The sequence below is a fragment of the Streptomyces liliiviolaceus genome (assembly GCF_018070025.1).
GTDB lineage: Bacteria > Actinomycetota > Actinomycetes > Streptomycetales > Streptomycetaceae > Streptomyces > Streptomyces liliiviolaceus.
The window spans coordinates 2,723,531-2,750,276 of the sequence record NZ_JAGPYQ010000001.1; the positions used below are offsets into that span (position 1 = coordinate 2,723,531).

General features: G+C 71.7%; 24 protein-coding genes and 1 tRNA gene. 19 read left to right on the forward strand and 6 right to left on the reverse strand.

Annotated features, from left to right (window positions below):
• Positions 1 to 3: 3 nt before the first annotated feature.
• The 3 genes from J8N05_RS11965 to J8N05_RS11975 all read right to left on the reverse strand — a co-directional run bounded on the left by J8N05_RS11965 (position 4) and on the right by J8N05_RS11975 (position 3,924).
• The gene (locus J8N05_RS11965; protein WP_210882480.1) at positions 4 to 1,515 is read right to left on the reverse strand and encodes an exopolysaccharide biosynthesis polyprenyl glycosylphosphotransferase; all 1,512 of its coding nucleotides are present in this window, start codon (positions 1,513 to 1,515) and stop codon (positions 4 to 6) included.
• Positions 1,512 to 2,711 carry a glycosyltransferase gene (locus tag J8N05_RS11970; protein WP_210882481.1) on the reverse strand — a complete coding sequence of 400 codons (1,200 nt, stop codon included), beginning with the start codon at positions 2,709 to 2,711 and terminating at the stop codon, positions 1,512 to 1,514. Before J8N05_RS11970 ends, J8N05_RS11965 begins: the two co-directional genes overlap by 4 nt.
• Before the next feature lie 91 nt (positions 2,712 to 2,802).
• Positions 2,803 to 3,924 carry a DUF3344 domain-containing protein gene (locus J8N05_RS11975; protein WP_210882482.1) on the reverse strand — a complete coding sequence of 374 codons (1,122 nt, stop codon included), beginning with the start codon at positions 3,922 to 3,924 and terminating at the stop codon, positions 2,803 to 2,805.
• A 388-nt stretch (positions 3,925 to 4,312) separates the two neighbouring features.
• On the opposite strand from J8N05_RS11975, the gene J8N05_RS11980 reads away from it, so the two are divergent.
• The 7 genes from J8N05_RS11980 to J8N05_RS12010 all read left to right on the forward strand — a co-directional run bounded on the left by J8N05_RS11980 (position 4,313) and on the right by J8N05_RS12010 (position 9,147).
• The gene (locus J8N05_RS11980) at positions 4,313 to 4,552 is read left to right on the forward strand and encodes a chaplin (RefSeq protein WP_107016158.1); all 240 of its coding nucleotides are present in this window, start codon (positions 4,313 to 4,315) and stop codon (positions 4,550 to 4,552) included.
• A 240-nt stretch (positions 4,553 to 4,792) separates the two neighbouring features.
• Positions 4,793 to 5,632 carry a hypothetical protein gene (locus J8N05_RS11985; RefSeq protein WP_210882483.1) on the forward strand — a complete coding sequence of 280 codons (840 nt, stop codon included), beginning with the start codon at positions 4,793 to 4,795 and terminating at the stop codon, positions 5,630 to 5,632.
• 285 nt (positions 5,633 to 5,917) lie between these two features.
• On the forward strand, positions 5,918 to 6,214 hold the full coding sequence (locus J8N05_RS11990) for a hypothetical protein (protein ID WP_210882485.1): 297 nt from the start codon (positions 5,918 to 5,920) through the stop codon (positions 6,212 to 6,214).
• A 313-nt stretch (positions 6,215 to 6,527) separates the two neighbouring features.
• Positions 6,528 to 7,025, forward strand: coding sequence for a DUF5949 family protein (locus J8N05_RS11995; RefSeq protein WP_210882486.1), 498 nt, complete (start codon positions 6,528 to 6,530; stop codon positions 7,023 to 7,025).
• Between the two features lie 190 nt (positions 7,026 to 7,215).
• Positions 7,216 to 7,722 (forward strand): hypothetical protein, encoded by a 507-nt coding sequence (locus J8N05_RS12000; protein ID WP_210882487.1) that lies wholly within the window; start codon positions 7,216 to 7,218, stop codon positions 7,720 to 7,722.
• Between the two features lie 41 nt (positions 7,723 to 7,763).
• Positions 7,764 to 8,297: a tyrosinase family oxidase copper chaperone gene (locus J8N05_RS12005; RefSeq protein WP_210882488.1), complete on the forward strand. Its 534-nt coding sequence runs from the start codon at positions 7,764 to 7,766 to the stop codon at positions 8,295 to 8,297.
• On the forward strand, positions 8,281 to 9,147 hold the full coding sequence (locus tag J8N05_RS12010; RefSeq protein WP_210882489.1) for a tyrosinase family protein: 867 nt from the start codon (positions 8,281 to 8,283) through the stop codon (positions 9,145 to 9,147). The genes J8N05_RS12005 and J8N05_RS12010 overlap by 17 nt, the downstream gene beginning before the upstream one ends.
• Positions 9,148 to 9,321: 174 nt before the next feature.
• Here J8N05_RS12010 and J8N05_RS12015 read toward each other — a convergent pair whose 3' ends face one another.
• Positions 9,322 to 9,588, reverse strand: coding sequence for a chaplin (locus J8N05_RS12015; RefSeq protein ID WP_210882490.1), 267 nt, complete (start codon positions 9,586 to 9,588; stop codon positions 9,322 to 9,324).
• Positions 9,589 to 9,761: 173 nt separating this feature from the next.
• Positions 9,762 to 11,312, reverse strand: coding sequence for a serine/threonine-protein kinase (locus J8N05_RS12020; protein ID WP_210882492.1), 1,551 nt, complete (start codon positions 11,310 to 11,312; stop codon positions 9,762 to 9,764).
• Between J8N05_RS12020 and J8N05_RS12025 the strand changes: the two genes are divergently transcribed.
• The 5 genes from J8N05_RS12025 to J8N05_RS12045 all read left to right on the forward strand — a co-directional run bounded on the left by J8N05_RS12025 (position 11,311) and on the right by J8N05_RS12045 (position 17,105).
• The gene (locus tag J8N05_RS12025) at positions 11,311 to 11,568 is read left to right on the forward strand and encodes a hypothetical protein (protein WP_210890604.1); all 258 of its coding nucleotides are present in this window, start codon (positions 11,311 to 11,313) and stop codon (positions 11,566 to 11,568) included. The two genes, J8N05_RS12020 and J8N05_RS12025, sit on opposite strands and share 2 nt — an antisense overlap.
• A gap of 175 nt (positions 11,569 to 11,743) precedes the next feature.
• Entirely contained in the window at positions 11,744 to 12,247 is a 504-nt protein-coding gene (locus tag J8N05_RS12030; protein WP_210882494.1) for a DUF4365 domain-containing protein, read from the forward strand.
• 8 nt (positions 12,248 to 12,255) lie between these two features.
• Entirely contained in the window at positions 12,256 to 13,341 is a 1,086-nt protein-coding gene (locus tag J8N05_RS12035; RefSeq protein ID WP_210882496.1) for a hypothetical protein, read from the forward strand.
• A gap of 30 nt (positions 13,342 to 13,371) precedes the next feature.
• Complete coding sequence (locus J8N05_RS12040) at positions 13,372 to 13,983, forward strand: hypothetical protein (RefSeq protein WP_210882497.1); 612 nt, start codon at positions 13,372 to 13,374, stop codon at positions 13,981 to 13,983.
• Positions 13,980 to 17,105: an ATP-binding protein gene (locus J8N05_RS12045; RefSeq protein ID WP_210882498.1), complete on the forward strand. Its 3,126-nt coding sequence runs from the start codon at positions 13,980 to 13,982 to the stop codon at positions 17,103 to 17,105. Before J8N05_RS12040 ends, J8N05_RS12045 begins: the two co-directional genes overlap by 4 nt.
• A 37-nt stretch (positions 17,106 to 17,142) precedes the next feature.
• Here the strand turns inward: J8N05_RS12045 and J8N05_RS12050 are convergent.
• A tRNA-Arg gene (locus tag J8N05_RS12050) sits at positions 17,143 to 17,215 on the reverse strand.
• Between the two features lie 311 nt (positions 17,216 to 17,526).
• Between J8N05_RS12050 and J8N05_RS12055 the strand changes: the two genes are divergently transcribed.
• The 7 genes from J8N05_RS12055 (at position 17,527) to J8N05_RS12085 (ending at position 26,724) form a co-directional block, all read left to right on the forward strand.
• Positions 17,527 to 19,134, forward strand: coding sequence for a dynamin family protein (locus J8N05_RS12055; RefSeq protein WP_210882499.1), 1,608 nt, complete (start codon positions 17,527 to 17,529; stop codon positions 19,132 to 19,134).
• On the forward strand, positions 19,131 to 21,107 hold the full coding sequence (locus J8N05_RS12060) for a GTPase (protein ID WP_407699899.1): 1,977 nt from the start codon (positions 19,131 to 19,133) through the stop codon (positions 21,105 to 21,107). Before J8N05_RS12055 ends, J8N05_RS12060 begins: the two co-directional genes overlap by 4 nt.
• A 324-nt stretch (positions 21,108 to 21,431) precedes the next feature.
• Positions 21,432 to 21,980 carry a single-stranded DNA-binding protein gene (locus tag J8N05_RS12065; RefSeq protein ID WP_210882501.1) on the forward strand — a complete coding sequence of 183 codons (549 nt, stop codon included), beginning with the start codon at positions 21,432 to 21,434 and terminating at the stop codon, positions 21,978 to 21,980.
• Positions 21,981 to 22,254: 274 nt separating this feature from the next.
• Positions 22,255 to 23,670 (forward strand): TQXA domain-containing protein, encoded by a 1,416-nt coding sequence (locus tag J8N05_RS12070; protein ID WP_247706242.1) that lies wholly within the window; start codon positions 22,255 to 22,257, stop codon positions 23,668 to 23,670.
• A gap of 263 nt (positions 23,671 to 23,933) precedes the next feature.
• Positions 23,934 to 25,598 carry an energy-dependent translational throttle protein EttA gene (gene ettA, locus J8N05_RS12075; RefSeq protein ID WP_210882503.1) on the forward strand — a complete coding sequence of 555 codons (1,665 nt, stop codon included), beginning with the start codon at positions 23,934 to 23,936 and terminating at the stop codon, positions 25,596 to 25,598.
• Positions 25,599 to 25,603: 5 nt separating this feature from the next.
• Complete coding sequence (locus J8N05_RS12080) at positions 25,604 to 26,023, forward strand: acyl-CoA thioesterase (protein ID WP_107016174.1); 420 nt, start codon at positions 25,604 to 25,606, stop codon at positions 26,021 to 26,023.
• The gene (locus J8N05_RS12085; protein WP_210882504.1) at positions 26,020 to 26,724 is read left to right on the forward strand and encodes a hypothetical protein; all 705 of its coding nucleotides are present in this window, start codon (positions 26,020 to 26,022) and stop codon (positions 26,722 to 26,724) included. The genes J8N05_RS12080 and J8N05_RS12085 overlap by 4 nt, the downstream gene beginning before the upstream one ends.
• The last annotated feature ends 22 nt before the right edge of the window (positions 26,725 to 26,746 follow it).

A 26,746-nucleotide genomic window follows, 5' to 3' on the forward strand; every position in this document is an offset into this window, starting at 1 on the left:
GGTTCAGCTCCCCGTCGGACGCACGAGCGAGACCGCGGTGCGCGCCAGGATGCAGACGTCCTGCCAGAGCGACCAGTCGTCGATGTACGCGTTGTCGAACCGGCAGCGGTCCTCGATCGAGGTGTCGCCGCGCAGCCCGTTGATCTGCGCGAGCCCGGTGATCCCGGTGCGCATCCGGTGGCGGGCCGCGTAACCGGGGTACGTCTGGCTGAACTGGCCCACGAAGAACGGCCGTTCGGGGCGCGGTCCGACGAGGCTCATGTCGCCCCAGAAGACGTTCCACAACTGGAGCAGCTCGTCGAGCGACGTGCGCCGCAGGAAGCGGCAGAACCAGAACATCTCGTGCTCGTTCGCCACGCTCCAGCGCGTCGCCGCCTCGTGGGCGTCGACCGGCCGGTGCGTACGGAACTTCAGCAGCGTGAACGGCCGGCAGTCCTTGCCGATGCGTTCCTGCCGGAACACCACACCGGGCCCGTCGACGGCCCGCAGCACGACCGCGCACACCAGCAGCACCGGGCTGACCAGCACGAGCAGGGACCCGGAGACCAGCACGTCGAGCAGCCGCTTCCCGGCGCTCCCGTACCGGCGGCCCAGGGGCAGCCGTCGGCAGGCGAATCCGGCGAGCCGGTCGGAGCGCCCGTGCGCCGGCGACTCCGCACGCACCTCCCACACGGCGCAGCCCGACTCGCCCAACACCCGCAGCAGCGCGGCCTGTTCGGTCCAGCCGGACGGGGCCACGGCGAGCACGTCCTGCACGCCGTTCTGGATGAGGGCCCGCTGGACCTCCTCGCCGGTGGTCAGTACCGGCAGCCCCTCGCCGTCGCTCGCCTCGTCGGCGACGACACCCACCGGCCGTACCCCGCAACCCGGTTGCCGCAGGAACGCGGCGGCCACGCGCTGCGCGTCGACCGTGCGGCCGACCACCAGGGCCGCGCGCGGGCGCCGCTGGAGCGCCCGGCGCCGGTGCCCGTGCACGATGCCGCGGCCCGCGCAGCTCACCAGCGACTGCACCGCGCAGCCGAGGAGCAGGGCGCGGGCGTCCAGCGCGTGCTGCGGGGAGTACGCCGCCAGCAGGGCCGCGAGCGCGCACCAGCCCACCGCGATCCGGGCGCAGACGGCGGGCAGTTCGTCCAGTAAGGCCGGTACGGCGGGTGTGGACGTGACGCGGTACAGCGACGCGTGCGCGTTGAGCCGGAGCACCGCGAGCACCAGCAGGGCGAGCGGAAGCGGATGCGGCCAGGGCAGGGCCAGGGCGCCGCCGGCCAGCGCCGCGCCGATGTCCACGGCGGGCAGGGGCAGCCGTGAGGGCCGCCGTACGTGCCGTACGCGGTGCACGGCGCGTACGCGGTGCACGAAGGGCCGTCTGCCGCTGGGGAACGCGAAGCCGCCGACGGCCTCGCGCGGCGGCATGACCGAGACGGGCGAGCCCGATGAGACGGGTGGGACGGTCGTGAATCCGTGGTCCGCCGCCCGCGGCCGGCCGCCGGGGGAGGGAACGGTACTTTCCGCAGTCACGTGTGGATGGACTCCCTGTACTCGGTGTGGTCCACGCCCGTGGCCCGCCCGGTCGGCCAGCTGCCGATCAGATCGCGGTACACGTCGGCGACGGCCGCGGCCGTGCGCCGCACGTCGTGCGTGGTCGTTACGTACCGGCGTCCCTGATGACCGAGCGACTCGCGCAGCAGCGGGTCGAGCAGCAGCTCGGCGACGGCCCCGGCCAGCGCGTCCGGCCGCTCGGACGGCACCAGGCAGCGTGGCCCCTGGCCCGGCGGCAGGCTCTCGCGCGCCCCGTCCACATCGGTGATCACGACGGGCCGCCCGCAGGCCATGGCCTCCAGCGGCGCCAGCGCCATGCCCTCCCAGCGGGACGGCAGGACGACCAGATCGGCGGCCTGGTACCAGGGCATCGCGTCGGTGACGGCCCCGGCGAACAGCACGGACGGGGGAGCCGCGGCCCGCAGCGCCGGCGCGTCCGGCCCGTCGCCGACGAGGACGAGCCGCGCGGCCGGCACCCGCCGGGTCACCTCGCGCCACGCCTCCAGAAGGACGTCCTGCCCCTTCTGCCGGCACAGCCGCCCGACGCACACCACTAGGGGTGCCGCCGCGTCGACGCCTGCGAGCAGTTCGATGCCGGCCCGTACGGTCTGCACGGGCGCCGGGTGGAAGCTCCGGGTGTCGATGCCGTTGGGGATGACGCTCCACCGGCCCCTGATCCCCGACCGCTGCCCGGTGCGCCGCTCGGCCTCGCTGACGCACACCACCCGAGAGGCCCAACGGGCGCCCAACCGCTCCCAGTTGAGGGCGAACAGGCCGGTGGCACCGCCGACCGCCTCGAACGACCAGGCGTGCGGCTGGAACACGGTCGGTACCCGCCCGCGTACCGCGAGCCGGGCCGCGAGCCCGGCCTTGGCGCTGTGCGCGTGCACGACGTCCGGCCGCACCTCCCGTACGAGCCGGCGCAGACTCCGTACCTCCTGGGCGAGCCACGGTCCGGGGGAGCGGGTCGCGTGCCAGTGCCGTACGTCCGCGCCCAGGAGCTCGGCCGCCGTCGCGAGGCCGCCGTCCGGCGGACAGGCGACGGTGACGTCGGCGCCGGTGGCCAGCTGCGCCCGCACCAGGTCGGTGACCACGCGGCCCACCCCGCCGTCCACGGGCTGGGAGACGTGCAGGACCCGTGGCCTCGGTCCTGGGCCGGTCGGTGACAGTCGCATGGGGGTCTTCCTCGTTCATGGGCGGCGCTCGCGGGGAGCGCGGGGAGCGCGGGGGGAACCGGGTCGGGGCCGGGAGAAGAGGGGAAGGGCATCAGCGCTTCGCGTCGACGGCGACGAACAGCGCGCCGGCCCAGGCCGCGTCCCGCCGCGACGCCAGCCGGAAGTCCAGCCGGTCCCCGCCGCGCCGCAGACCCTCGCGGAGATCGAGGACGTCGGAGTCGTACCCGAGCGTGTTCGGATACGAGGGCGTCCGCCGGGAAGCCGCCCCGTCGGACTCGGCGATCGTCGAATTCAGTACGTCGTCCCGGGGGTTGGCGCTGTTGCCGAGGGCGACCGCCCCGCCCCGCCCGGCCGACACGGTGAGCGAGTCGCCTCTCCGCCCGCGGTCGCCGTTGTAGGCGACGAACCCCATGCGGCCGGTGGCCCCCGCGGGGAACGGCAGGTCGTCCACCCGAACCACCCGGTCCTCGTCCGGCCCCAGCGGGCCGAAGCCGTCCCAGATCGCCAGATGCCGCAGCGGCTCCGACGCCTTCTCGTACGCCACCATCAGCGTCCAGCCGCCCCACGCGCCGGCCGCCGAGTGCCCCATCGCCACATTGACCTGCGCCACGGTGTACGCGCCCGCGCCGCTGGAGCGCACCAGCCGGGTGACGTCCGCCGAGGCCTGGAAGGCGTCCGCGCCCCGGGCGACCCGGTGCCCGACGAGGGTGTCCGCGAGCACCTGCTTGTACTGACCGCCCGGCTCCGCGATCAGCACCCGTCCGTTGTCCTTGGGCGGCTTCTGCTCACCGACCCGCAGATTGCCGCCCCAGTACAGCCGCGCGTACGAGACGCGGGCGCCCGACGGCAGACGGACCTCGGCGCTGCTGGAGTTGTAGGTGTTCGGGTCCTTGTCGATGTCCGTGTAGAACATGTCGAAGCCGTCGTTCGCGACCGCCAGACCACCGCGGGCGGCGGGGCACGACACCGCTGTCGGCGCGACGGGTGTGCGGCAGGTGATCGACGAGTTGGCGGCCCGGACGATCCCGCCGTGCCCGAGCGCGCGGTACCGCTGGGTGAAGGCGAGGCTCTCCGCCTCGGCGGCGGGCGGTGCGGCCGTGGTGTCCGGCGGGGCGGGGGCGGCCGCCGCCGGTCCGCCCGGCACCCACAGCGAGGCGAGGGAAAAAGCACCCAGCATCCCACGGCGCAGCAGAAGACCCAGGGAATTGCGCATGACCGGCGTTGCCCTTTCGGGGGGAATTTCGGCGGCGGAGGTTCTGGCCCTCCTGGGCCTGCGAGACGGGGACATCGGCGGACGGGACGCGGACATCACACGGGTGCCGGCATGACTCCCCGTCCGTTTCAAGTGATCTGAGGTGATCTGGGGCGGTCTGTGATGATCTGAGGAGGAACGCAACTGTAGCCGCTATCCGTATTTATCCGTGAAACCTGTCAAGTGTGTCGGAATCGTGTGCATGCCTCGGAATAACCCCCTGGCCCGCTTCTGGTAACGGCTCGGAGCGTCACTCTTTTGGAGGCACAACCCGCGCCCGTGCCGCGCGTTGATTCCAGAGCCGGGCATCCCGCCCGGTTGTTGTTTCAATCCCAAGGAGCACCTCTCCATGTCGCGTATCGCGAAGGGCCTGGTCTTTACCTCCGTTGCCGCCGCCGCCATGGCGGGCACCGCCGGCATCGCCGCCGCCGACAGTGACGCGCACGGCGCAGCCGCGAACTCCCCGGGTGTCCTGTCGGGCAACCTGGTGCAGGTCCCCGTCCACGTGCCGATCAACCTGTGCGGCAACACCGTGAACGTCATCGCTCTGCTGAACCCGGCGTTCGGCAACGAGTGCGCCAACGACTGACGTCGAAGCCCGGCCCCTGATCGGCCGTCCTCCCTCCGGGGAGGGCGGCCGATCGGCGTTGCCCCGAATGGGGGGAGGGGCGGCAAGTGCCGTCGGCGGGGCCGGGCATGGCGGCTCATCAGGGACAACGGTCACGGCGGTGGGTACGGGCCGCCGCGGCGCGCGTGCGACCGGTTGCAGGCGGAGGTCACCGATTCCACGGTGGGCACAGGACCCGACGCACCATCGAAAGGACCCTCCATGCGTGCTCTGCCCGCGCGGCGAATCGCGACCTCCGCACTCTGCGCCACCTTCCTGCTGGGGATCGCCGGACCCGCCGCCGTGGCCGCCGACCACGACCCGGCGCACGGCGCCCGCGCCGCGGCCGCCCCCGTCGCGGCGCTGCCCGCGACAGCGGTCCGGGCACCGGTGCCCGAGGCGGACACCCTGCTGGCACAGTCCGCCGGCCTCGCCGATGTCGCCGGAGTGCTGAAGCCGGTCACCGACCTCCTCACCGCCGCGCTCAAGGCCGACGGCGGGAAGCTGCCCGCCGCCGACGCCGCGAAGCTCGGCGACGCGGTGAAGGAGGCCGTCGCCAAGGTCACGGCGTCGGCACCGGCCGCTCCGCAGACCCCGCCGGCGAAGACACCGGCCGAGCCGCAGACGCCGACCGTTCCGAAGACACCGACCGAGCCGCAGACGCCGACTGTTCCGAAGACGCCGACCGTTCCGAAGACGCCGGCGGAGGGGAACTCACCCGCCGATCCCGAGATCCCGGTCGCTCCGCCGGCGATCCTGCCGGCGCTTCCCGGTGCCCCCGCGCTCCCTGCGCTTCCCGCGCGGGACGCGTCCGGCCGCGTGGCCGCGCCCGACCTCAGGGCCGACGCGCTCAAGGCCCTCCAGAGCTCGGTCGACTCCCTGGTCGAGGCGGCGGTCGCGGGAGACTCCGCAGCTGTGGGGACGGCCGCGAAGCAGACCGTGAGCGGCATGGTCGACTTCGTCGCCGCGGTGGCGGTGGGCGGCGCCCTGCCCGCACCGAACCTGCCGGGGCTGCCCAAGCTGCCGACGACCACGGCCGCACAGTCGGGGAGCGGTCGCTGAGGCGAAGCAGCCACCGCCCCGGCCGTCGGGCCGGCCCGTCACCCGGGCCGGCCCGACGGCTGTTCCACCTGTGTTTGCACAATCTTTCAGGGTTCTCATATGAGGGATCCCATTTGGTGATGAAACACAGCCTTCAATCGGGTGGGTTCCAGGAATTTTCAGCGTTCGGGGTTTCCGCCCGGACGAGGGGTCGTTGGGCAGCGAGCAGTGCGAGAGCAGGCATGCACGGTGCCTGAACACCGAGAATTCCCTCTGGTGACGCGAGTCACCGATGAAAGGAACACGATGAAGTCCCTGAAGGCCGCCGCTGTCGTTGCCGGGTCCATGGCCATCGCTGGTGTGGCCGCGCCCGCCTTTGCCGCCGACCTCACGCCTCCCACGAGCCTCAACGGCGGCCTCAACTCGGCTCTCACCCAGCTCACCACCCAGCCGGTGGACGCCATGCCCCTGCAGTCGCAGTCGAGGGCACTCGACACGGAGAACCAGGACTCCGCGCTCAGCACCCTCAACGACGCGACGGACGCCCTGAACTCGGCGGGCGGACCCACGGGTCTCCTGGGCGGGCTGCCCCTCCAGAAGTGACGCGGGGCCGTACGGAAGCGACGCGGAGTCCGTTGAGGACGGGAAGCGACGCGGAATCCGTACGGGAGTGGAAGTGACGCGGGGCCGGTTGCGCATCAGCGCGGACCGGCCCTTCGCGCAGGGCCTCCCGCCCCACCCCCACCGTCCCCGCCCATTCGCCGCGCTTACGGCTGTTCCTTTCCGGTGTCCGAACTGTTTCCCTCTTCCCACCCGTTCGACCCCGTCCCTCGTTCGTGTGGAGACCTTCAAGGAAATCCCCCGGGCGGGTGAGAAAGGGAGCGGACGCATTCCGACACGTCGATACGGTTCCGCGGTGACCTCAATCTCCAGTGAAACGCGCCCTTTCCCCGCCGCGGACCTCGGCACCCTCGTCGTCATGGCGTGGAGCGGTGAACAGCCCGACGGCGACATGCCCTATCTCCTCGCCTACTCCCTCGGCGACGGCGCGAACGGCCCCGAGGGCTCCGCGGCCGCCGTCGAGCAGCTGCTGAAGGCCAACGGACTGCCCCTCGGCGACGAGATCGTCGATGCCACCCGGCAGCCGAGCTTCCCGGTCAGCCTCCTCGTCGAGTCGGGTCAGGCCGTCGTCAGCATGACCCAGCTCAACGCCCAGTGCCCCGTACCGCCCGAGTGGCTCGAAGCCGTCGGCGAACGCGGCTACGCCTACTTCCTGTTCACCACCCGCCCGTGGGCCGAGGCCGAGCCGGGCAAGCCCGTCGAGCCGGAGGCGCTGGCCGCCTTCGCCGGCGACGAGGAGACCCTGAACAACGCGACGCACGCCCTCGTCCCGGCACGCAGCCTGCGCGCCTGAGCCCGCGCACCGCGCCCGATCGCGCGACCCGGGGCTTCTCGGGGCCCCGGGAGGCTCGCGCCGACGCTGCGGTGGGACTTATGGACGAGCTGAAGATTGCGTCGACCGGGGGAATTTTGACCGGATCCCGAGCGCCGGGTCGTTACCCGTTCCGGACGCACCCTCCCGAATCCCGAAAGGCCCGTGCCTGATGAAGTCGACCACCCGAGGAACTCTTGCCGCCGTCGTCACCTGTGTGGCGGCAGCCGTCGCGACGCCCGCCGTCGCGGCCGACGGGGTTCCGGTCGCCGTGCCCCTGGAAGGTGTGGAGAACGCCCTGAACATGGAGATGCCCAGGATCGCCGGCACCGTGCCGCTGATCACGCCGGGCAGCCCCGACGGGCCGCGGTACGTCGAGGGCCGGCTCCTGCCCGAGCGCGCCCTCCCGCAGCTGCCGGTCACCAGCGACCTGCCCTCGGTCGACCTGCGTACGCCGGTGCCGCGCCTGCTCGGGGACACCTTCGACCACCTCGCCGCCAGCACGCCCTCCTCCGGTCTGCGCGCCCTGACGCCCGGCGCCTCGCTGGACGCCCCGCTGACCGCGCCGCGCGCCGACATGCTCGGCCTCCCGGCCGCGAAGCTGCCCCAGCTGGCCGTGCTGACGCCGGTCCTGCAGGCGGCACCGGGCGCGACCCTGGGCGTCGCTCCGGGCCTGTAGGCACCGACAGCGCGGACAGGACGTATCCGAGGGGGCGGGGAATGCGGGTGAGAGTGGGGAACGGCACGCGGCGCGAGGTCCTGAGAGGGGTGCTCGCCGCGGCCGTGGCGGCAGCGGTGGCTCCGTTCGTCGCGGCATCGGCACCGACGCGCGGCGGGCCGTACGCGCCCGGTGGCCCCGCCGGTGGGCCGTACGCACAGGGTGGCCCCGCCGGTGGGCCGTCCCGCGAACTGGCCGACTTCGAGGCGCGGTTCGCCGGCGGGTTCGACGAGATGTACGGCGGATGCCGGATCCGCGGCTGCAAGGACGAGGCGGCCGGCGGCGTACGCCGGGCAGGGAACGCGCGCACGGCTCCCACCGGGGCCTGGCGGGTCACGGTGGACGACCGGCCGCTGCATCTCATGCGGCGGGCCGACGGCGGTTATCTGACGATGATCGACCACTACCAGGCGTACCCGACACCGCTGGCCGCCGCCCGCGCCGCCGTGGACGAACTGGGCGGCACGCTGCGGCTGCGCGCGGCCACCGCGGACGCGGAGCCGGGGGAGGGGCACGGACATGGCGTACACGCGTAAGAACGTGAGCGCGCTGACAGGTTCGGAGAAGCGCAGGCTCGTCGGCGCGTTCCTGGAGATCAAACGCACCGGCGAGTACGACGAATTCGTGCGCATGCACATCGACCACTATGTGTCGGACGGTGAGGACGGGCTGCGCGCGGCCCATATGACCCCCTCCTTCCTGCCCTGGCACCGGCGGTTCCTGCTGGACCTGGAGCGGGCGCTGCGCAGGGTGGACTCCGGGGTGTCCGTGCCGTACTGGGACTGGACGAAGGACCGCACCCCCGCCGCCTCGCTGTGGGCGGAGGACCTCCTCGGGGGCAACGGGCGCCGGTCCGACCACCAGGTGACGACCGGCCCGTTCGCGCGCCGGCACAAGAAGTGGGTCGTCAAGGAGTCGATGACCGACGGCGACTACCTCACGCGCGACTTCGGCAGGCCCCGCGATCCGCTGGCCCTGCCCACCGCGGGCGAACTCGCCGACGCCCTCGACGATCCCGTGTACGACACGAAGCCCTGGGACTCCACCTCCGGCCGCGGCTTCCGCAACAAGCTGGAGGGGTGGGGGACCGGGCGGGGCAACGACGCGTGGCGCAACCACAACCGCGTCCACCGCTGGGTCGGCGGGCACATGCTGGGCGGCGGCTCCGTCAACGACCCCGTCTTCTGGCTGCACCACTCCTTCGTGGACCTGCTCTGGACGCGCTGGCAGAAGCGGCACCAGGGCGCACGGTATCTGCCCGAGTCGCCGCCGCAACTGGGGGAGCGGGCGTACGGGCGGATCGTCGCGCGGCACGAGGAGATGCCCCCGTGGGGCGTGACGCCGGACCAACTGGAGGACCACAGCCGGATCTACCGGTACGTGTGAGGCGCTCGCGCGGGCGGTGAAGTGCGCGCGCGGGCGGTGAAGTGCGCGCGCGGGCGGTGAGGCGCCCGGGTGCGTGGGGTGCGTGGGGTGCCGCGTGTGGGGTGCTGCGTGGGTCACGAGGAGGCCCCCGGCGGTGGATACCGCCGGGGGCCTTCGCTTCGGTGGTGCGGCGACTCAGTGGCCGTAACCCTCGTGGGTGTCGCTGATGTTGGCGCACTGGTTGCCGAATGCCGGGTTCAGCAGGGCGATGACGTTCACGGTGTTGCCGCAGAGGTTGACCGGGATGTGGACCGGAACCTGGACGACGTTGCCCGACGCCACGCCGGGCGAGCCGACGGCCGTGCCCGCGGCGTCCGCGTCCGCCATGGCCAGACCGGCACCACTGAGCACAACGGCACCCGTGCCGAGAGCGACGACGGCTGCCTTCGCGATGCGAGACATCACGTTTCTCCTTCGAATCGGTGAGCGCGGAGGCATGAACGCGACCGCACTGCCCCTTCAACGCGAGGACTCACAGCGGGTAACGGCACTCAACGTGACATCATTCACCAAGATGTGTCATACCGGGTCATTGGTCATATGAGCTGCCTGGTCTGTTCGCGGGTGTGCGCCGTTCACGGGCGGGTGCAGAAGCCCGTCGGGTCGGCGGCCGGGGGGCGGCACTGGAGCTTGTAGTCGGCCGCGCTCGTGCTGGCGTACCGGCCGACGCACGTGGTCGGCGTGGTCCTGCCGCGCTCCTCGCAGAAGGCCAGGGCCTCGCGGCCGTCGGTGAAGGGGCCCGGCGCGTACAGGACCCAGTAACCCGGGCGCAGGGACGCGTAGTCGTCGCTGCGGAGGTAGACGGCCTCGGGGACGGACTTGCGCACGGCGGCGAGCCGCCGGTCCCGGGCGGCGGTGCCGGAGCCGACCGGTTCGGAGAAGAGCTGGGCGATCCACCGGCCTCCGGAGGCGGGCGAGGAGCCGGGGGAGGACCCGGGGGCGGACGGCTCGGCCGTGGGCTTCGGAGTGGGCGTCGACGACTGCTTCGAGGACGGTGAGGGCGTGGAGTCCGGCGAGGACGACGTGGTGGCGGGGGCCCCGGCGCCCTTGGCGCCGTCCTCCTTGCCGTCGCCGCCTCCCTGGTCGCCCAGAGTGAGCACCAGAGCGGTCGCGGCGGTCGCGAGGGCGACCACGACGACGGCGACGGTGGCGACGAGGGCGGCACGCCCTCCGCGTCCTTCGTGCCCGGACTGGCGGTCGTCCCCGACACGCGTCGGTTCTTCTCCTGGGGCGCCGGCCGGGACGCCCGGGGCGCCGGCCGGGGGCGTCGTGGGGCCCGGCGGCAGCGGGGCGGTCGTCGTCGGCAGGGCCCAGTCCGGCGTCGCACCCGATTCGACCTGCGCCAGCATCGCGTCCAGGCGTGCCGCGTCGGGGCGGGCCGCCGGATCCCGTACGAGCAGGACCTGGAGCACGGGTGCCAGCGGGCCGGAGCGCACCGGCGGGGGCAGGGCGTCGTCGAGCACGGCGGCCAGGGTGGCCAGGGTCGTTCCGCGGCGCAGCGGACTGACGCCCTCCACGCACACGTACAGGACGAGCCCCAGGGACCAGAGGTCGGACGCCGGGTCGTCGTCGTTGCCGCGGATCCGCTCGGGGGCGATGTACTCGGGTGAGCCGATGAGTTCGCCGGTCGCCGTCAGGGCGGTGGAACCCTGGAGCGCCGCGATGCCGAAGTCGGTGAGGACCGCGGAGCCGTCGGCGCGCAGCAGGATGTTGGCGGGTTTGACGTCCCGGTGCTGCACCCCGGCCGCGTCGGCGGCGCGCAGGGCGCCGAGCACCTGGCGGCCCAGCCGGGCGGCCTCCGTGGGCGACAACGGGCCGTCGGTGAGCCGCTCCTGGAGCGAGACGCCTTCGACCAGCTCCATCACGAGCCAGGGGTGCGGGTCGTCGTTCACGATGTGATGGATCATCACCACGTTCGGGTGGCTGACCCGGGCCAGCGCCCGTGCCTCCCGCAGCACGCGTTCGCGGACGGCTTCCGAGGCCGCCGCGTCGTGCCGTACGGCCTTCAGGGCGACCTCCCGGTGCAGCACGCTGTCCCGCGCCCGCCACACCGTGCCCATCCCCCCGCTGCCGAGCCGCGCGACCAGCTCGAAGCGACCGTCGATCATGTCCCCCGGTGCGTTCATGGCGGACAGATTAGTGGGGGTGGTGGGGGGTGGGCGGGGCCGAGGGAGCGGGCGGGCGAGCACCGCGCAGTCGGGCACGGGCGAGTCCGGTACGACGGGGTCCGGCGCCACGGCGGGCAAGCCGTCGGGCACAGCCGCCGAGTCCGGCACGAAGTGCACGGACCAGGTCGACTACGCGGGCGACCCGCGCTCGAACGCCGGGATCAACTCGATCGGGGAGGACACGGGCACGTGCCCGCCGGTCGAGCAGAAGTGACTCGCTGACCGTCTTCCCCCCCCACACACACATCGCATCGGGGATGAACAGCTGCCTGCCGGCCGTCGTTTCGCAGGGCTGCCGGAAGGTCCAATATGGGGCCCTGACAGTCGTTGGCGCGGCCCGTAAAATCCCGACCACTGTGTGCCACCGTAGGGGGACATTGGGGGCTTTCGTGCTCGATGCGAAGCAGCATCAGGGCAAGTTCGGCGAAGACTACGTCCGTGTGCTGGCCTCTGCGGCAGGGCTGATCGTCGTGCAGGGCGATATCGACGCGGACGGGGTCGACCTCGGGTTCCGCGCCACCGGCCGCTACGGACGGACGCTGTCACCCACTGTCGAGGCTCAGATCAAGACATGGTCGAAGCCGTCCGTGTCGTCCGGCCACCTGAACTTCCGCGGGCTCAACGAGCGGCAGTTCAACAAGCTCGCCGGCCCCGACTTCACCGTGCCCCGGTTTCTGTTCGTCATCTGCGTCCCCGCCGACAACCAGGCGTACGCGGCCATGCGCACCGACGGTGTGATGCTCCGTCACCTCGGCTACTTCGTCTCGCTTCGCGCCGAGGAGCCGATCAAGGACCCCGACCGTCGCCGAAGGCGTCCGGTCAGAGTTCCGACGGCGAACGTGCTCACCGCCGCCTCGTTGCGCCGGCTCGCCGAGACGCAGTCCGACTGGTAGGGGAAGCGATGACGATTCCGCTGAAGGTCGACGACATCGCCAGCTATCTGGCGGAAACGGGCTGGGAGCGGGATCCGCAAGGCTGGCGCGGAGCGAGTGTCTGGCAGTACCCGGGCGACTACGAGGTGCTGGTACCCGCTCGCGACGGCCTGGGCGACAGCGACCGCCGAGTACGGGAGATCCTGCGCTGTCTGTGCGCGCTGGAGGACCGGCCGGCGGGCGACATCGCCCTGGAGATCGCAAGACCACAACTGGACAAGCAGTCCTTCCGCACGTTTCCCACCGGCCACGACCCCGGCTACACCTCGCTGCTCCTGGGCACGCAGACGGTGCTGGGTGTCCGCAACGTCCTGACGGCGGCGGCGCGCACCGTCCTGCAGGGTCCGCACTTCGCCTTCGCCGGCCGACAACCGGGCGTGGTGGGCGACCTCTTGCGCGCAGCCGAACTCGGCCCCTCCCGCGCCGGGAGCTACGTCGTCGAGATCCGGCTGGCGGCGGACGCGACGGCCCGGACCGCGAGCGGGGAGCAGGTCACCGGTCGGGCCGTGCTGGTCCAGATGCTGGAGGCGGTGAGCGCGGCCCAGGCAGCCGTGGCGGCGGACACGCCCGCAGCCTTCGACGAGACCGTCACGGCCGGCGTCTCCGCGGATCTGTGCAAGGCGCTCAGCGAGCTCTCTGGCCACGACCGGAGCGAGCCCTTCGAGATCGGCTTCCGGTGGGCACGCTCGCAGCCACTCGATGTGCCGTCACACGCCGTCGCGTTCCCGGAGACCTCGGGATCGCTTCTGCACGCCGCGTCGCTGCGGCTCAGCGACCTCAACGCCACCGGTGCCGCGACGGTCTCCGGTGTGGTCGAGGGGCTGCACGACGACTCCTCCGGCAACGACCGGTGGCGGATCAAGGTCCGCGGTGAGCTGCGCACCGAGCACACCGAACGGGTCCGGCGGGCCGTCTGGGTGCGGCTCCCGGACCAGGCCTCGTACGACCGCGCGATCACCGCGCATCGGGAACGGCAGGTGATCACCGTCGAGGGCGAGTTGTCCAGCACGACCGGCCGGGTGGAACTGGTGCCCAGGCGGGGGTTCGACATCTGACCGGATTTCGGCTCATCGAGGAGGGGTACTGTGCCGACGGAGTTGACCGTACGGGATCATGCATCGCTGTTCGCCCTGATGGTGGTCGCACGGCCGGTGACCAACCGTGAACTGCGCGAACTCGCCGGCCTGGAGATCACCGCGGTGGTGCGACGGCGGGTGAACCAGGATGCCGAGCGGATCGTGACCAGGAAGCGCGGCGCGGTCAACACGCACCAGCTCACGCCTGCGGGCCGGACCTGGTGCGAGTCCGCCCTGGTGGCCGGACGCCCGGACGGAGCGAAGTTCCCGGCCGGGGTGCTCTATGCGGTGCTGGGTAACGTCGGACAGTATCTGGCCCGCTCCGACACCAAGTTCGGCGAGTTCTTCCGGCCCGATGTCGAGGACTGGATCCGCGCGGTCTACACGGAACTCACCGGCCGCCGGAAGCCGGGCAGCTGGGTCAGACTGTCGGCGCTGCGCCCATGGCTTGAGGGCTTGCCGCGAAGGGCCGTCGACGCCGAACTCGACCGGATGATCGAGCAGAACGACGTCCAGCTGATGGGCGAGCTCAACCGGCGCACGCTCAGCGAAGAGGACCGCAAGGCCGCCGTCGACATCGGCGGCGAACCCCGCCACCTGCTGCGGATCGGACCGGCGTGAACGGGGAACTCGCCGCCCTGGAGGCGCTGTACATCAGCACCGCGCTGACCCAGGAGGAGATCTGGACGCCGGTGACCTCCTACCACGTCGACGGCCTTCATCCCGAGGTGTTCCGGCGGCTGGGGCGGGCTATGGGCGCCGTCGAGCGCGCCCACTCGCCGGTTGCGGCCGTGGTGCGTGGCGAGACCGGCTCGGGCAAGACGCATCTGCTCGGCTGGACCCGCCACGAGATCCAGGAGCGCGGCGGCTCCTTCTTCTACATCAAGCTCGTCACCGGCCGGAGCTTTTGGGAGAGCGCCACCGACAGCCTCGTCGACAGTCTCTACCGGGAGGACGAGGGCGGCCAGGAACAACTGACCCGCCTGCTCGACGAGCTGTCGCGCCGGGCTCGCCTCGACACGGACACCCGTACCGCCGTCACCGGCCGGGGCGAGGTGACGCGCGACCATGTCGACGCGTTCGTCCGGGGGATCCGGACCATCGACCGACAGGTGGGCAACGAGGCCGCGGACACGGCCCGCGCGCTGGCGCTCCTGGCCTCCGCCGACGATCTCGTGGAGATCGGCAGGGCCTACTTCGCGCTCAACGACGACGACGGGGACAAGCGCGCCGCCTGGGGGATGTCGCCGGGCGGCCGGCCGGCCCAACTCGTCCTCCGCGATCTGACGCGCCTGTTCGCCCTGGTCGGACCGCTGGTGTTCGCCTTCGACCAGCTCGACACCCTGGTGTCCGCCGCGGAGACGTCGTCGCTGACGTCGCCCGCCTCCGGCGAGGGCCGGGCCGCGAAACGGCTGAGCGGTGAGATCGCCACCGGCCTGATGGAACTGCGGGAGGAAGCCCGCCGGACCCTGCTGGTCGTGGCGTGCCACGAGGACACCTGGGAGCAGATTTCCCGGGAGGCGGTCCGGTCCGCCCTGGACCGGTTCGAGGTTCTGCCGACGCTCGGCGCGATTCCCGACGAGGCCACCGCCGCCGCCATCGTCAGCAGCCGCTTCCGGCCCTACTACGAGTCGCTGGGGTTCACCCCGCGGTCTCCCACCTGGCCGGTCACCCCGGAGGCGCTGGCCGAAGCCCCGCACCGTTACACCGCACGGCGGCTGCTCATCCGGGTCCGGAAGCACATCGAGGCGTGTCTGCAGACCGGGACGGCGGCCGAACTGACCTCCCTGGCGGGCGCGGAGCCCACGGTAGCCGCACCGCCCGCACCTGCGAGGGCCGTCAACCTGAGCACGCTGACGGAGACCTTCGACAAGCTCCGTGCCGAGGCGGACGACCTCGGGCCGCTCGAACACCCGGCCGAGGACGAGCTGATGCCCGCTCTGCTGGGCGCGGGGCTGCGGAGTCTGGTCAGGGAACTCGGTGCCGACGAGACACGGTTCTCCATCGAGACCGACTTCGGCCGCAAGGCGGCGTTGCACGCCCGGTTGCGCTATGTCGTGGACGAGGCCAGCGAGAACGAATTCCACTGGTCCTTCCGGGCGATCGCCGCGAACAACGCCATCGCCGCCCAGAACCGGATCCGCAACGCGGCCGTCGAGGCCGGCCTGACGGCCGAACTGGCGAGCCGGCGGCTGATCCTGCTGCGGAACACGCCGTACCCGAGCGGCCCCAGGACCAAGGACATCAAGGACGACTTCGAGGCGCGGGGCGGGGTGTCGTTACCGATCGGCTCCGCCGACCTGCGGACCCTGGCCGCCCTCCGGGCCATGCTCGACGACCGTACGTCGGGCCTGGACGAATGGCTGCGACAGGAGCACCCCGCTTCCCGCATCGAGGTCTTCGCGCCGGTACTGAGAGACCTACGGCAGCATCTCGGCATCGCGACCACGGAAGTCGGCGCCGGGGTGGCGGTGGATGCGGCGGGCACACCGGAGGACGCCGAGCCCGCTCGTACCGAAATCGTCGTCGGAACCACGGTCCGGGGCGGCCGTTCGTTCGCGGTACCCATGGAACGGCTCCGGATGCACACCGCGGTGGTGGGCGCGGCCGGATCAGGCAAGACGGTCCTGATCAAGCGACTCGTGGAGCAGTGCGCTCTGCGCGGCGTCTCGGCGATCGTGCTGGATCCGAACGACGACCTCGCACGGCTCGGCGACCCCTGGTCGCGCCCGCCGACGGGTTGGACGGACGACCATGAGCGCGAGGCCCGCCGCTATTTCGCGGATGCCGAGGTGGTGGTGTGGACACCGGGTCTGAACCGGGGACGTCCGATCTCCTTCTACCCGCTACCCGACTTCGGTCCCGTCCTCGACGACGAGGACGACTTCCCCCGTCTGGTCAGGTCGACGGTGACCTCACTCGCGCCACATGCCGGTGTACGCGGCAGCAGTGCGCGCGCGACCCAGCAGTTGGGGATCCTCAAACGTGCCCTCGAACGGTACGCGCGCGACGGCGGCAAGACCCTGGCCGGCTTCGTCGAGCTGCTCGCGGAGCCCCCGAGCGGAATTGTGAACAGCAGGACCAGTCGCTTCGCGGTTCAGATGGCGGACACGCTGGAAGCCTCGATGGAGACCGACCCGCTGTTCGGGGAGTCCGGCGCACCCGCCGATCCCGGCATGCTCCTGATCCCGTCGCCGGGAAAGGCCGCCCGTATCTCGGTGATCAGCTTCATCGGCCTGTCCGGCGACGAACGGGCCCAGTTCGTCAGCCGCCTCCAGGCGACCTTGTTCTCGTGGTTCAGGGCGCACCCGGTCGGCGACCGTGCCCTGGGCGGGCTGCTGGTGATGGACGAGGCGCAGAACTTCGTGCCCTCCGGCGCACCGAATCCGAGTACGGACAGCACGGTCGACCTCATCCGCCAGATACGCAAGTACGGACTCGGGATAGTCCTCGCCTCACAGCTCCCCAGGGGGATCCACAACCAGGCGCTGGGCAACACCGTGAACCAGTTCATCGGCCGACTCACCCAACCCGCGCACATCGAGGCCGTCAGGACCATGGCCCAGGCGCGGAACGCGGTCCTCGACAACCTCGCCGGTCTCAGGGCCGGCATGTTCAACGCCGCGAGCGAGGGGACCGGATTCAGCAAGATCGAGGTGCCGATCTGCCTCAGTCACCACGATGTGCCGCTCACGGAGAACGAGATCGTCGAGCGGGCCCGTCGGGGACCTGAGCGGTCCTGAGCCTATCTGGCCTGCGAGAACGCAGTGTGTAGCGGTGCGCCCCCGGCAGGACTCGAACCTGCGGCCAAGCGCTTAGAAGGCGCCTGCTCTATCCACTGAGCTACGGGGGCCGGGTGTGGTGGCCTGTGGTGCTGGTGCCCGGGTATGGGCGGGGCTGTGACCTTGCCGGGGACAAGGATAGAGCTCCTGGGTCCCTGGGCTTCGCCCTTCACCTCCGTGGCTCGATGTGGAGGTTCAGTGAAGCGGTCCTGATAATCGCAGGCAGGTACGAATCGTGCATCGCTTTTGGCGTCTCACGCCCCGGGTGTTGTGCACTCGTTATGCCTGCGCCCCAGTCGTCCCTTAGGCCCCGTGTGTCCAATCGGCGCGCAGACATGCCCATATGCTTTAGAAAGCCTGCAAAATTGGGCATTCTTCGCATGTGGTGACCTTGGACGTACGGCCCCAGCTGCTCGACGCACTCTCCGCCCTGCGCGACCGTGTCGCCGCCGCACGCTTCCCGCTGCCCCTGGCGGGGGCTCCACGCGCGCGTGCCAACCGCGACGAACTGCTCGCGCAACTCGACGACTATCTCGTGCCCCGGTTGAGAGAACCCGAAGCACCCCTGCTCGCCGTGATCGGAGGATCGACCGGGGCGGGCAAGTCGACGCTGGTCAACTCCCTTGTGGGGCGGCGGGTCAGCGAGGCCGGGGTGCTCCGGCCCACGACGCGTACCCCGGTGCTCGTGTGCCACCCCGAGGACCATCACTGGTTCAGCGGGATGCGCGTGCTGCCCGACCTCACGCGCGTGTGGATGCCGCACCAGGACGTCGACGACGATCCGCTGCTGCCCGGCGAGGAGGACATGCGTGTCCTGCGCATCGAGACCGCCGACACCCTCCCCCGGGGGCTCGCGCTCCTCGACGCGCCCGACATCGACTCCCTGGTGGCCGGGAACCGGGTGCTCGCCGCCGAGCTCATGTGCGCGGCCGACATCTGGGTGATGGTCACCACGGCGGCCCGGTACGCCGACGCGGTGCCGTGGCATCTGCTGCGTACCGCGAAGGACCATGACGCCACCCTCGTCACGGTGCTCGACCGGGTGCCCCACCAGGTGGTGTCCGAGGTCTCGCGGCAGTTCGGCGCGCTCCTCGCCAAGGCGGGGCTGGGCGACGTGCCCCGCTTCACCGTGCCCGAGCTGCCCGAGTCCGCCTGGGGCGGGGGGCTGCTTCCGGCCACCGCCGTGGCGCCCCTGCGCGCCTGGCTGGCCCAGCAGGCGCAGGACCCCGGCACCCGGCACCGGGCGATGGCACGCACCGCGTACGGGGCGCTCGACTCGCTCAAGGCACGGATGCCCGAACTGGCCTCCGCCGCCGCGGCCCAGTACGCCGCCGCGCTGCGGCTCACCGCGGCCGTCGACGGGGCGTACGACAGCGAGTACACCCGTCTGCGGGGCCGGCTGCAGGCCGGGGCCGTCCTCGCCGGAGGCGCGCTCAAACGCTGGCGCAGCTACCCGCTGGACTCCAGCGCCGGTGAACTGCTGGACGCGCTCGTCGAGAGCCTGGCCGCGCTCCTGCTGTGCGCCGTCACCGCGGCCGACGAGCGTGTCGACGAGGCGTGGCGGCGCGAACCCGCCGCGGGCGCCCCGGGGCTGACGGACCGCGATCCCACGCTGGAGAGCGCCGAGCACCGTATCGGGATGGCGGCCCGGCGCTGGCGCCGCGTCCTGGAGGAGTACGCCGAGGACGAGGTACGTGCCCTGGAGAAGAGCGTCGCGCCGGATCCCGAGGCGGTGGCCGCGCTGGTCGCCACGGCGCTCCTGGGCGGTCGGCGGGCGCGTTCCGCGGGCGAGGGGCTCGCCGAGCGGATCGGCGCGCACGGGGCGCTGCGGCTGCGCGACAAGGGCGGCCGGCTGCTCACCGACTACCTCGACAAGGCGCTGCACGACGAACGGGAGCGGCGGCTCGCCCCGCTCGACGCACTCGACGTACATCCGGAACCCCAGGCCGAACTCATCGCCGCGCTGTCGGTACTGCAGAAGGAGAGGTGACCGCGGTGACCGCCGTCACGGACCACACGGATCACGCCGACCAGCCGGGGGACGACGACACCCGCAAGAAGGACCCCGGCGGGGAAAACGCACACAAGGAGGAGCCCGGTAGGGAAACCGGTAGGCAAGCCGGTAGGGAAATCGGCAGGGAAATCGTGCGCAAGGAGAAGGGGGATTCCGGGCGCGGGTCCACGGAGGCGGGCTCCGGCTCCGACCCTCGCTCCGGAGGTGCGGACGCCGCGGATGCCACGGACGCCGCGGACGTGGTGGGCGGCTGGGACGACGGGCTGATCGCCCGGCGCGTGTCCGCCACGGCCGAGGGTCAGGTCAGGCCCGTACGGGAGGCCGTCGTGGACAACAGGCCACCCGTGGTGGCCCCTCTCGCGTACGACGGGCCGTTGCGGTCCCGTCTCGACGCGCTGCGCGAACTGGTGGGGCTCTCCAGGACGCGGCTGGACAGCCGGACCCTCGCCGAGGCGGGACAGGTCCTGGACGAGGCCGCGGCACGCCGCAGGCTCTCGGGGCAGCACACCGTGGTCGCCATCGCGGGGGCCACCGGGAGCGGCAAGTCGCAGCTCTTCAACGCGCTCGCCGGAGTGGCCATCTCGGAGACCGGGGTACGCAGGCCGACCACCGCCGCCCCCATCGCGTGCAGCTGGAGCGACGGCGCGGCCGGACTCATCGACCGGCTCGGCATCCCGGGGCGGTTGCGCCGCCGGCCGCTGCAGAGTGCCGAGGCCGAGGCGCAGTTGCGCGGGCTAGTCCTGGTGGACCTGCCCGACCACGACTCGGCGGCCGTCCAGCACCGGGAGCACGTGGACCGGATCCTCGCGCTCGTGGACGCGGTCATCTGGGTCGTCGACCCGGAGAAGTACGCCGACGCGGTCCTCCATGAGCGCTATCTGCGGCCCATGGCGGGCCACGCGGAAGTCACCTTCGTGGTCCTCAACCAGGTCGACCGGCTGCCCGGGGACGCCGCCGACCAGGTCCTCGACGACCTGCGGCGGCTGCTCGACGAGGACGGGATCGCGCTCGGCGAGTACGGCGAGCCGGGCGCGACCGTTCTCGCGCTGTCCGCGCTCACCGGGGACGGCATCGGGGAACTGCGCGAGGTGCTCGGGCACTTCGTGGCCGGGCGGGGCGCCGCGGCCCGGCGGATCTCGGCCGACGTGGACGCGGCCGCGGTGCGCCTGTGGCCCGTCTACGCCAACCGGCGGCAGGCCGGGCTCAGCGAGGAGGCACGCGACGAGTTCGCCGACCGGCTCGCCGACGCGGTCGGCGCCACGGCTGCGGGCGAGGCCGCCGAGCGCGCGTGGCGCCGCAACGCCAACCGCGCGTGCGGCACGCCCTGGCTGCGGCTGTGGCGCTGGTACCAGGACCGGCGCGAGCCCGCGACGGGACGGCTGTCCGTACGGGCGTACGACGACGAGGAGGCCACGGCGCGGCAGCGCGTCGAACAGGCGGTGCGCACGGTGGCCGAGCAGGCGACCGACGGGCTGCCCGCGCCCTGGGCGCAGGCGGTGCGTGAGGCGGCCGTACGAGGGTCGCAGGGGCTGAGCGAGGCCCTGGACGAACTGGCGGTACGGGCCGGGGCGCCGGTCGGCAGGCCGCCGCGGCCGGGCTGGTGGCCGGCCGCGGTGCTCGCGCAGGCGGCCATGACCGTCCTTCAGGTCGTCGGCGGGCTGTGGCTGCTGGCCCAGGTCATCGGCTTCATGTCGCCGAACCTCGGGGTGCCCGTGCTGCTGATGGTCATCGGCATCGTGGGCGGCCCGGGTGTTGAGTGGGCCTGCGGACTCGCGGCGAGCGGGCCCGCGCGGCGGTACGGGGCCGAGGCGGAACGGAGACTGCGGGAGGCGGCGGCCGGATGCGGCCGGGCCCGGGTTCTCGATCCGGTGGCGGGGGAGTTGCTGCGGTACCGGGAGGTGCGGGAGCAGTTTCTGCGGGTCTCGGGGGTCACGGTGTCGGCGGGGTGAGGTGGGGGGAGCTTGTCGGCGGAGGTTCTCGTTCGGGTGGCGGAGTTGTCCACAAGTCGGGGGTGGCCCACAGGGCTCAGCGGGTTCGGGCCGACGGAGGCAGTCTGAGGTCTCGGCGGACACGACGTGATCGCGAGGCGGTCATGGGACGTGACGAAGGCGTCATGGGACGTGATGAGGCGTCACGAGGCGTCTTGAGGCGTCACGGGGCGTCACGGGGCGTCACGGGGCGTTCGAAGTACGAGCGCCGTGTCGCGTCCGCCGAACGGACAGACGCAGCCGCACGGGACGAGCCCGTGCGCGTGGGCAGGGAGGGCTTCCGCGATGAACGAGACGATGGTGTGCGTGGTGGGGAACGTGGCGACACAGCCGGTGTTCCGGGAGACGGCGGCAGGTCCGTCGGCGAGGTTCCGGCTGGCGGTCACGCAGCGGTTCTGGGACCGGGAGAAGAGCGCCTGGCGGGACGGGCACACCAACTTCTTCACGGTGTGGGCCAATCGGACGCTGGCGGCGAACGTGCAGGCGTCCGTGTCGCTCGGGGAGCCGCTGATGGTGCGGGGCAGGCTGAAGGTCCGCTCCGAGCAGCGCGACGGACAGTCGTGGACGGGCGCGGACATCGAGGCCTCGGCGATCGGGCACGATCTGGCGCGCGGCACCGCGGCGTTCCGGAGGACGCTGAGGGGCGACCAGGCGTCGGAGCAGGTGTCCGGCCAGTCGGCGGGCGGGTCGGCCCGCCCGGAGCCGAGCTGGGAGACGGAGCCGGCCGATCCGGCCGACGGGGCGGAGTCGAGCGACGGCGCTGAGCCGAGCGACGGGGCTGCGCCGACCGGGCAGGCGGCTCGGCGGCGGCGGGAACCAGCCTTGGCGGTGTGACCGTGGTGACTGTGAGTGCTGAAACCCCGGCCTGACCGAAGTGCGGCTTATCAGTTGATGCGTTGCGAACGGTCCCGGTGGATTTGTCGATAAGCGCGGCCCGTAACCGGCCCTGGCGATAACGATTCCGATTCGGATCACTGATCGGATGACATGACCGGGGAGGGAGCTGCGCCCCGTCCTTAGGATGCCGGGCATAGCTCTCGGGGCTGCTGATTCCGCTGGTGGGGCCGTAACCCTCCAGTTCAACGGGTCCCGCTCGAAAGGGAATTCTGTGCTTTCTTCGTTCTCTGCGCCGTCCGTGCACGGGCGAGGTGCCGCCGCCGCCCGCCTGGCCGCGGTGGTGCTCGTGTCCGGTCTCGTCGCCGTGAGCGCCGTGACCACCGCCGGTGCGGCCGTCGCGGACGAAGTACCTCTGAGTCAGGGCGGTGCGACGGCCACGATAGGCGGCCTGAAGACGTCCGGGCCCGCGATCATCCACGAGGAGGGCGGCGACAAGCAGGTCTCCGCCGGGCTCTTCGAGATGTCCGTGGACAACGGCGGCACCCTGCAGACCTACTGCGTCGACATCTACAGCCCGACGCAGAAGGACGCCAAGTACCAGGAGACCCCCTGGAGCGGTACGTCGCTGAACGGGAACCCCGACGCGGGTCGGATCCGCTGGATCCTGCAGAACTCCTACCCGCAGGTCAACGACCTCGCCGCGCTGGCCGAGAAGGCGGGCGCCAAGGGCCTCACGCAGCAGGACGCGGCGGTCGGCACGCAGGTGGCGATCTGGCGGTACTCGGACGGCGCCGACGTGGACGCCGTGGACCCGCAGGCGGAGAAGCTCGCCGACTACCTGCAGCGCAGCGCACGTGACCTGGCGGAGCCCGCCGCCTCCCTGGAGCTGGATCCGCCGGCGGTCTCCGGTCGTCCGGGCGAACTGCTCGGCCCGGTCACCGTGCGCACCAACGCGGCCGGTGTGACGGTGACGCCGCTCGCCGACGCCACGAGCGGGGTGAAGGTCGTCGGCCGGGACGGCAAGGAGATCACGTCGGCGACCGACGGCAGCGAGCTGTTCTTCGACGTGGCCGAGGACGCCCCGGACGGTTCGGCCGCGCTGACGGTGCAGGCCTCGACCACCGTGCCGGTCGGACGGGCCTTCGCCTCCGAGACGAGGAGCCAGACCCAGATCCTGGCCGGTTCCAGCGAGTCGACGGTCTCCGCGGCGGCGACCGCGAACTGGGCCGGCGCCGGGGCGATACCCGCGCTGTCGGCCGAGAAGAACTGCGCGGAGGGCGGCCTCGACGTCACGGCGGTGAACGAGGGCGACGAGGCGTTCACCTTCGAGCTGCTGGGCACTGAGCACACCGTCGAGGCGGGGTCGTCACAGACCGTGACGGTTCCGCTGCAGGAGGACCAGGCGTACGACTTCACGGTCGAGGGGCCGGGCGGTTACGAGAAGCGGTTCCAGGGTGTGCTCGACTGCAAGACGCAGAGCGGCGCCGCCGCCGAGGAGACCGTCCGGACACTGAACGAGCCGAGCCCCGCCACGGTCGGCGGCACGGCCGCCACGACCACGGACCTCGCCGAGACCGGCGCGTCGAGCGCGACCCCGGTGATAGCCGGAATCGCGATCGGCCTGGTCCTGATCGGCGGCGCCGCGATCCTCTTCATCCACAAGAAGAAGACACCTTCGCAGGACTGAGAGCCGGAGCGGAGCTGAACTCGGGAGCCCGGCCCCACATCGCGCGAGCGGCGCGAGAGCGGCATCCGGAACGAGAACCCGCACCTTGACAAGTGAACAGTGAGTCATCGGACATGAACTCATTGTCGCGCCGACAGCTCACTGCCGACTGCCCCGTCCCAGCTCAGCGGCCTCCGCCCTACGCGTTTCCCCCGAGGGGTGGCGGTACGGCAAGATGGGGTGTATCTGCCCACTGCCGATTTCAAGCGTCCGGACGGTTTCTCTTGGCTGAGTTCATTTACACCATGCGCAAGACGCGCAAAGCGCACGGCGACAAGGTGATTCTTGATGACGTCACCCTGAACTTCCTGCCGGGGGCGAAGATCGGCGTCGTCGGGCCGAACGGTGCCGGCAAGTCGACCGTGCTCAAGATCATGGCGGGCCTTGAGCAGCCGTCCAACGGTGACGCGTTCCTGTCGCCCGGCTACAGCGTCGGCATCCTCATGCAGGAGCCGCAGCTGGACGAGACCAAGACGGTGCTGGAGAACGTCCAGGACGGCGCCGCCGAGCTGATGGGCAAGCTCAGCCGTTTCAACGAGGTCGCCGAGCTGATGGCGACCGACTACTCGGACGCGCTCATGGAGGAGATGGGGAAGCTCCAGGACGACCTGGACCACTCCAACGCCTGGGACCTCGACGCGCAGCTGGAGCAGGCCATGGACGCGCTGGGCTGCCCGCCCGGCGACTGGCCCGTCGTCAACCTCTCCGGTGGTGAGAAGCGCCGCGTCGCGCTCTGCAAGCTCCTCATCGAGGCGCCCGACCTGCTGCTCCTCGACGAGCCCACCAACCACCTGGACGCCGAGTCGGTGAACTGGCTGGAGCAGCACCTCTCGAAGTACGCGGGCGCCGTCGTCGCCGTCACGCACGACCGGTACTTCCTGAACAACGTCGCCGAGTGGATCCTCGAACTCGACCGCGGCCGCGCCCTGCCCTACGAGGGCAACTACTCCACGTACCTCGACAAGAAGGCCACCCGCCTCAAGGTCGAGGGACGCAAGGACGAGAAGCGCGCCAAGCGGCTCAAGGAAGAGCTGGAGTGGGTGCGGTCCAACGCCAAGGGCCGTCAGACCAAGTCCAAGGCCCGCCTCGCCCGTTACGAGGAGATGGCGGCCGAGGCCGACAAGATGCGGAAGCTGGACTTCGAGGAGATCCAGATCCCGCCGGGCCCGCGGCTGGGCTCCATCGTCGTCGAGGTCGAGAACCTCTCCAAGGCCTTCGGCGACAAGGTTCTGATCGATGACCTGAGCTTCACGCTGCCGCGTAACGGGATCGTCGGGGTCATCGGTCCCAACGGCGCCGGCAAGACCACGCTGTTCAAGATGATCCAGGGCCTGGAGACGCCGGACTCCGGCGCGATCAAGGTCGGCGACACCGTCAAGATCAGCTACGTCGACCAGAGCCGCGCCAACATCGACCCCAAGAAGACGCTGTGGGCCGTCGTCTCCGACGAGCTCGACTACATCAACGTCGGCCAGGTCGAGATGCCGTCGCGGGCGTACGTCTCCGCGTTCGGCTTCAAGGGCCCCGACCAGCAGAAGCCGGCCGGCGTCCTCTCCGGCGGTGAGCGCAACCGGCTGAACCTGGCGCTGACCCTCAAGGAGGGCGGCAACCTGCTGCTCCTCGACGAGCCCACCAACGACCTCGACGTGGAGACCCTGTCGTCGCTGGAGAACGCGCTGCTGGAGTTCCCCGGTGCCGCCGTGGTCATCTCCCACGACCGGTGGTTCCTGGACCGGGTCGCGACGCACATCCTCGCGTACGAGGGTGAGTCGAAGTGGTACTGGTTCGAGGGCAACTTCGAGTCGTACGAGAAGAACAAGGTCGAGCGGCTCGGAGCGGACGCCGCACGTCCGCACCGCGCCACCTACAAGAAGCTGACCCGGGGCTGATCTCCTTGCGGCACATCTACCGCTGCCCGCTGCGCTGGGCGGACATGGACGCGTACGGCCACATCAACAACGTGGTCTTCCTCCGCTATCTGGAGGAGGCGCGTATCGACTTCCTGTTCCGCCCGGACAAGGATTTCCAGCAGGGGTCCGTGGTGGCACGCCATGAGATCGACTACAAGCAGCAGTTGGTGCACCGGCACACACCGGTGGACATCGAGCTGTGGGTCACGCAGATCAGAGCGGCCTCGTTCACCATCTCCTACGAGGTCAAGGACCCGGACCAGGTGTATGTACGGGCCCAGACGGTGATAGTGCCGTTCGACTTCGAGGCGCAGCGGCCGCGTCGTATCACCGCGGAGGAGCGCGAGTTCCTCCAGGAGTACGCGGACGACGCGGCCGGTTCCGCGGGGGCCGTCGCCGCATGACGGCCCTGCACCTCGTCGACGAGGGGGAGGCGGCGGATCTCGCCGCCTTCCTGGCCCGGCTGATCCACTACGACCGGGCCGCCGCGGTGCGGTTGCAGGCGTCGGGGACGACGCTCGCGGTGTTCGGCCGGCCGCCGTCGTTCGAGGTGCTCGCGATCCGTACGGCACGGCTCGCGAAGCCGTACGAGAACGGTCTCGACCTCACCCTGGACGTGACCGTCTCGGCCGGTGAACTCCTGGAGTCCCTCGACGAGGCGGCGGCCACGGCCGCCGTGCCCGCCGCCGTCACCGGGCCGCCGTGGGCCGGAGTGCTGCCGCCGCGCGGCGGCTGGCGGCCGGAGCCGGGACTGCCCGGGCTCGACGCGGTGCGCACGATCGTGGCCGCGGTGGTCGCCGAATTCCGTTCGCGGATCGACGAGTTGACGCCCGAGGGGCGTACGCGGGCCGCGCTCGACGGGATCGGGCGGGAGATCTGGTCCCGGCCGGTCGGGGACACCGAACTCCCGGTACGGGCCGCCCACGCGGCTCAGTCGCTGGGCTTCCTCAGGCCCGCGCGCACCGCCTCCGCCTCTGCCGCCGCACCCGACGAGGCCCCGCTGCGGCTGCTGTCGTCGGGCGCGTGGCTCAGGCTGCGGACGCCGTACGGGACGATCGCCGTGCGCAAGGCCGGGCTCGGGGCGCTGGACGTCAGCGTCCGCTGAGCGTTCCTCCTCCGGAGACCCC

What these genes read in the sequence shown, in the direction of transcription:
- J8N05_RS12035 (WP_210882496.1), top strand. Translation starts at nt 12,256, where the DNA reads ATGACGATTCCGCTGAAGGTCGACGACATCGCCAGCTATCTGGCGGAA.
- J8N05_RS12025 (WP_210890604.1), top strand. Translation starts at nt 11,311, where the DNA reads ATGGCGGACAGATTAGTGGGGGTGGTGGGGGGTGGGCGGGGCCGAGGG.
- J8N05_RS12085 (WP_210882504.1), top strand. Translation starts at nt 26,020, where the DNA reads ATGACGGCCCTGCACCTCGTCGACGAGGGGGAGGCGGCGGATCTCGCC.
- J8N05_RS11975 (WP_210882482.1), bottom strand. Translation starts at nt 3,924, where the DNA reads ATGCGCAATTCCCTGGGTCTTCTGCTGCGCCGTGGGATGCTGGGTGCT.
- J8N05_RS12020 (WP_210882492.1), bottom strand. Translation starts at nt 11,312, where the DNA reads ATGAACGCACCGGGGGACATGATCGACGGTCGCTTCGAGCTGGTCGCG.
- J8N05_RS11985 (WP_210882483.1), top strand. Translation starts at nt 4,793, where the DNA reads ATGCGTGCTCTGCCCGCGCGGCGAATCGCGACCTCCGCACTCTGCGCC.
- J8N05_RS11980 (WP_107016158.1), top strand. Translation starts at nt 4,313, where the DNA reads ATGTCGCGTATCGCGAAGGGCCTGGTCTTTACCTCCGTTGCCGCCGCC.
- J8N05_RS11990 (WP_210882485.1), top strand. Translation starts at nt 5,918, where the DNA reads ATGAAGTCCCTGAAGGCCGCCGCTGTCGTTGCCGGGTCCATGGCCATC.
- J8N05_RS12010 (WP_210882489.1), top strand. Translation starts at nt 8,281, where the DNA reads ATGGCGTACACGCGTAAGAACGTGAGCGCGCTGACAGGTTCGGAGAAG.
- J8N05_RS11970 (WP_210882481.1), bottom strand. Translation starts at nt 2,711, where the DNA reads ATGCGACTGTCACCGACCGGCCCAGGACCGAGGCCACGGGTCCTGCAC.
- J8N05_RS12000 (WP_210882487.1), top strand. Translation starts at nt 7,216, where the DNA reads ATGAAGTCGACCACCCGAGGAACTCTTGCCGCCGTCGTCACCTGTGTG.
- J8N05_RS12015 (WP_210882490.1), bottom strand. Translation starts at nt 9,588, where the DNA reads ATGTCTCGCATCGCGAAGGCAGCCGTCGTCGCTCTCGGCACGGGTGCC.
- J8N05_RS12065 (WP_210882501.1), top strand. Translation starts at nt 21,432, where the DNA reads ATGAACGAGACGATGGTGTGCGTGGTGGGGAACGTGGCGACACAGCCG.
- J8N05_RS12005 (WP_210882488.1), top strand. Translation starts at nt 7,764, where the DNA reads ATGCGGGTGAGAGTGGGGAACGGCACGCGGCGCGAGGTCCTGAGAGGG.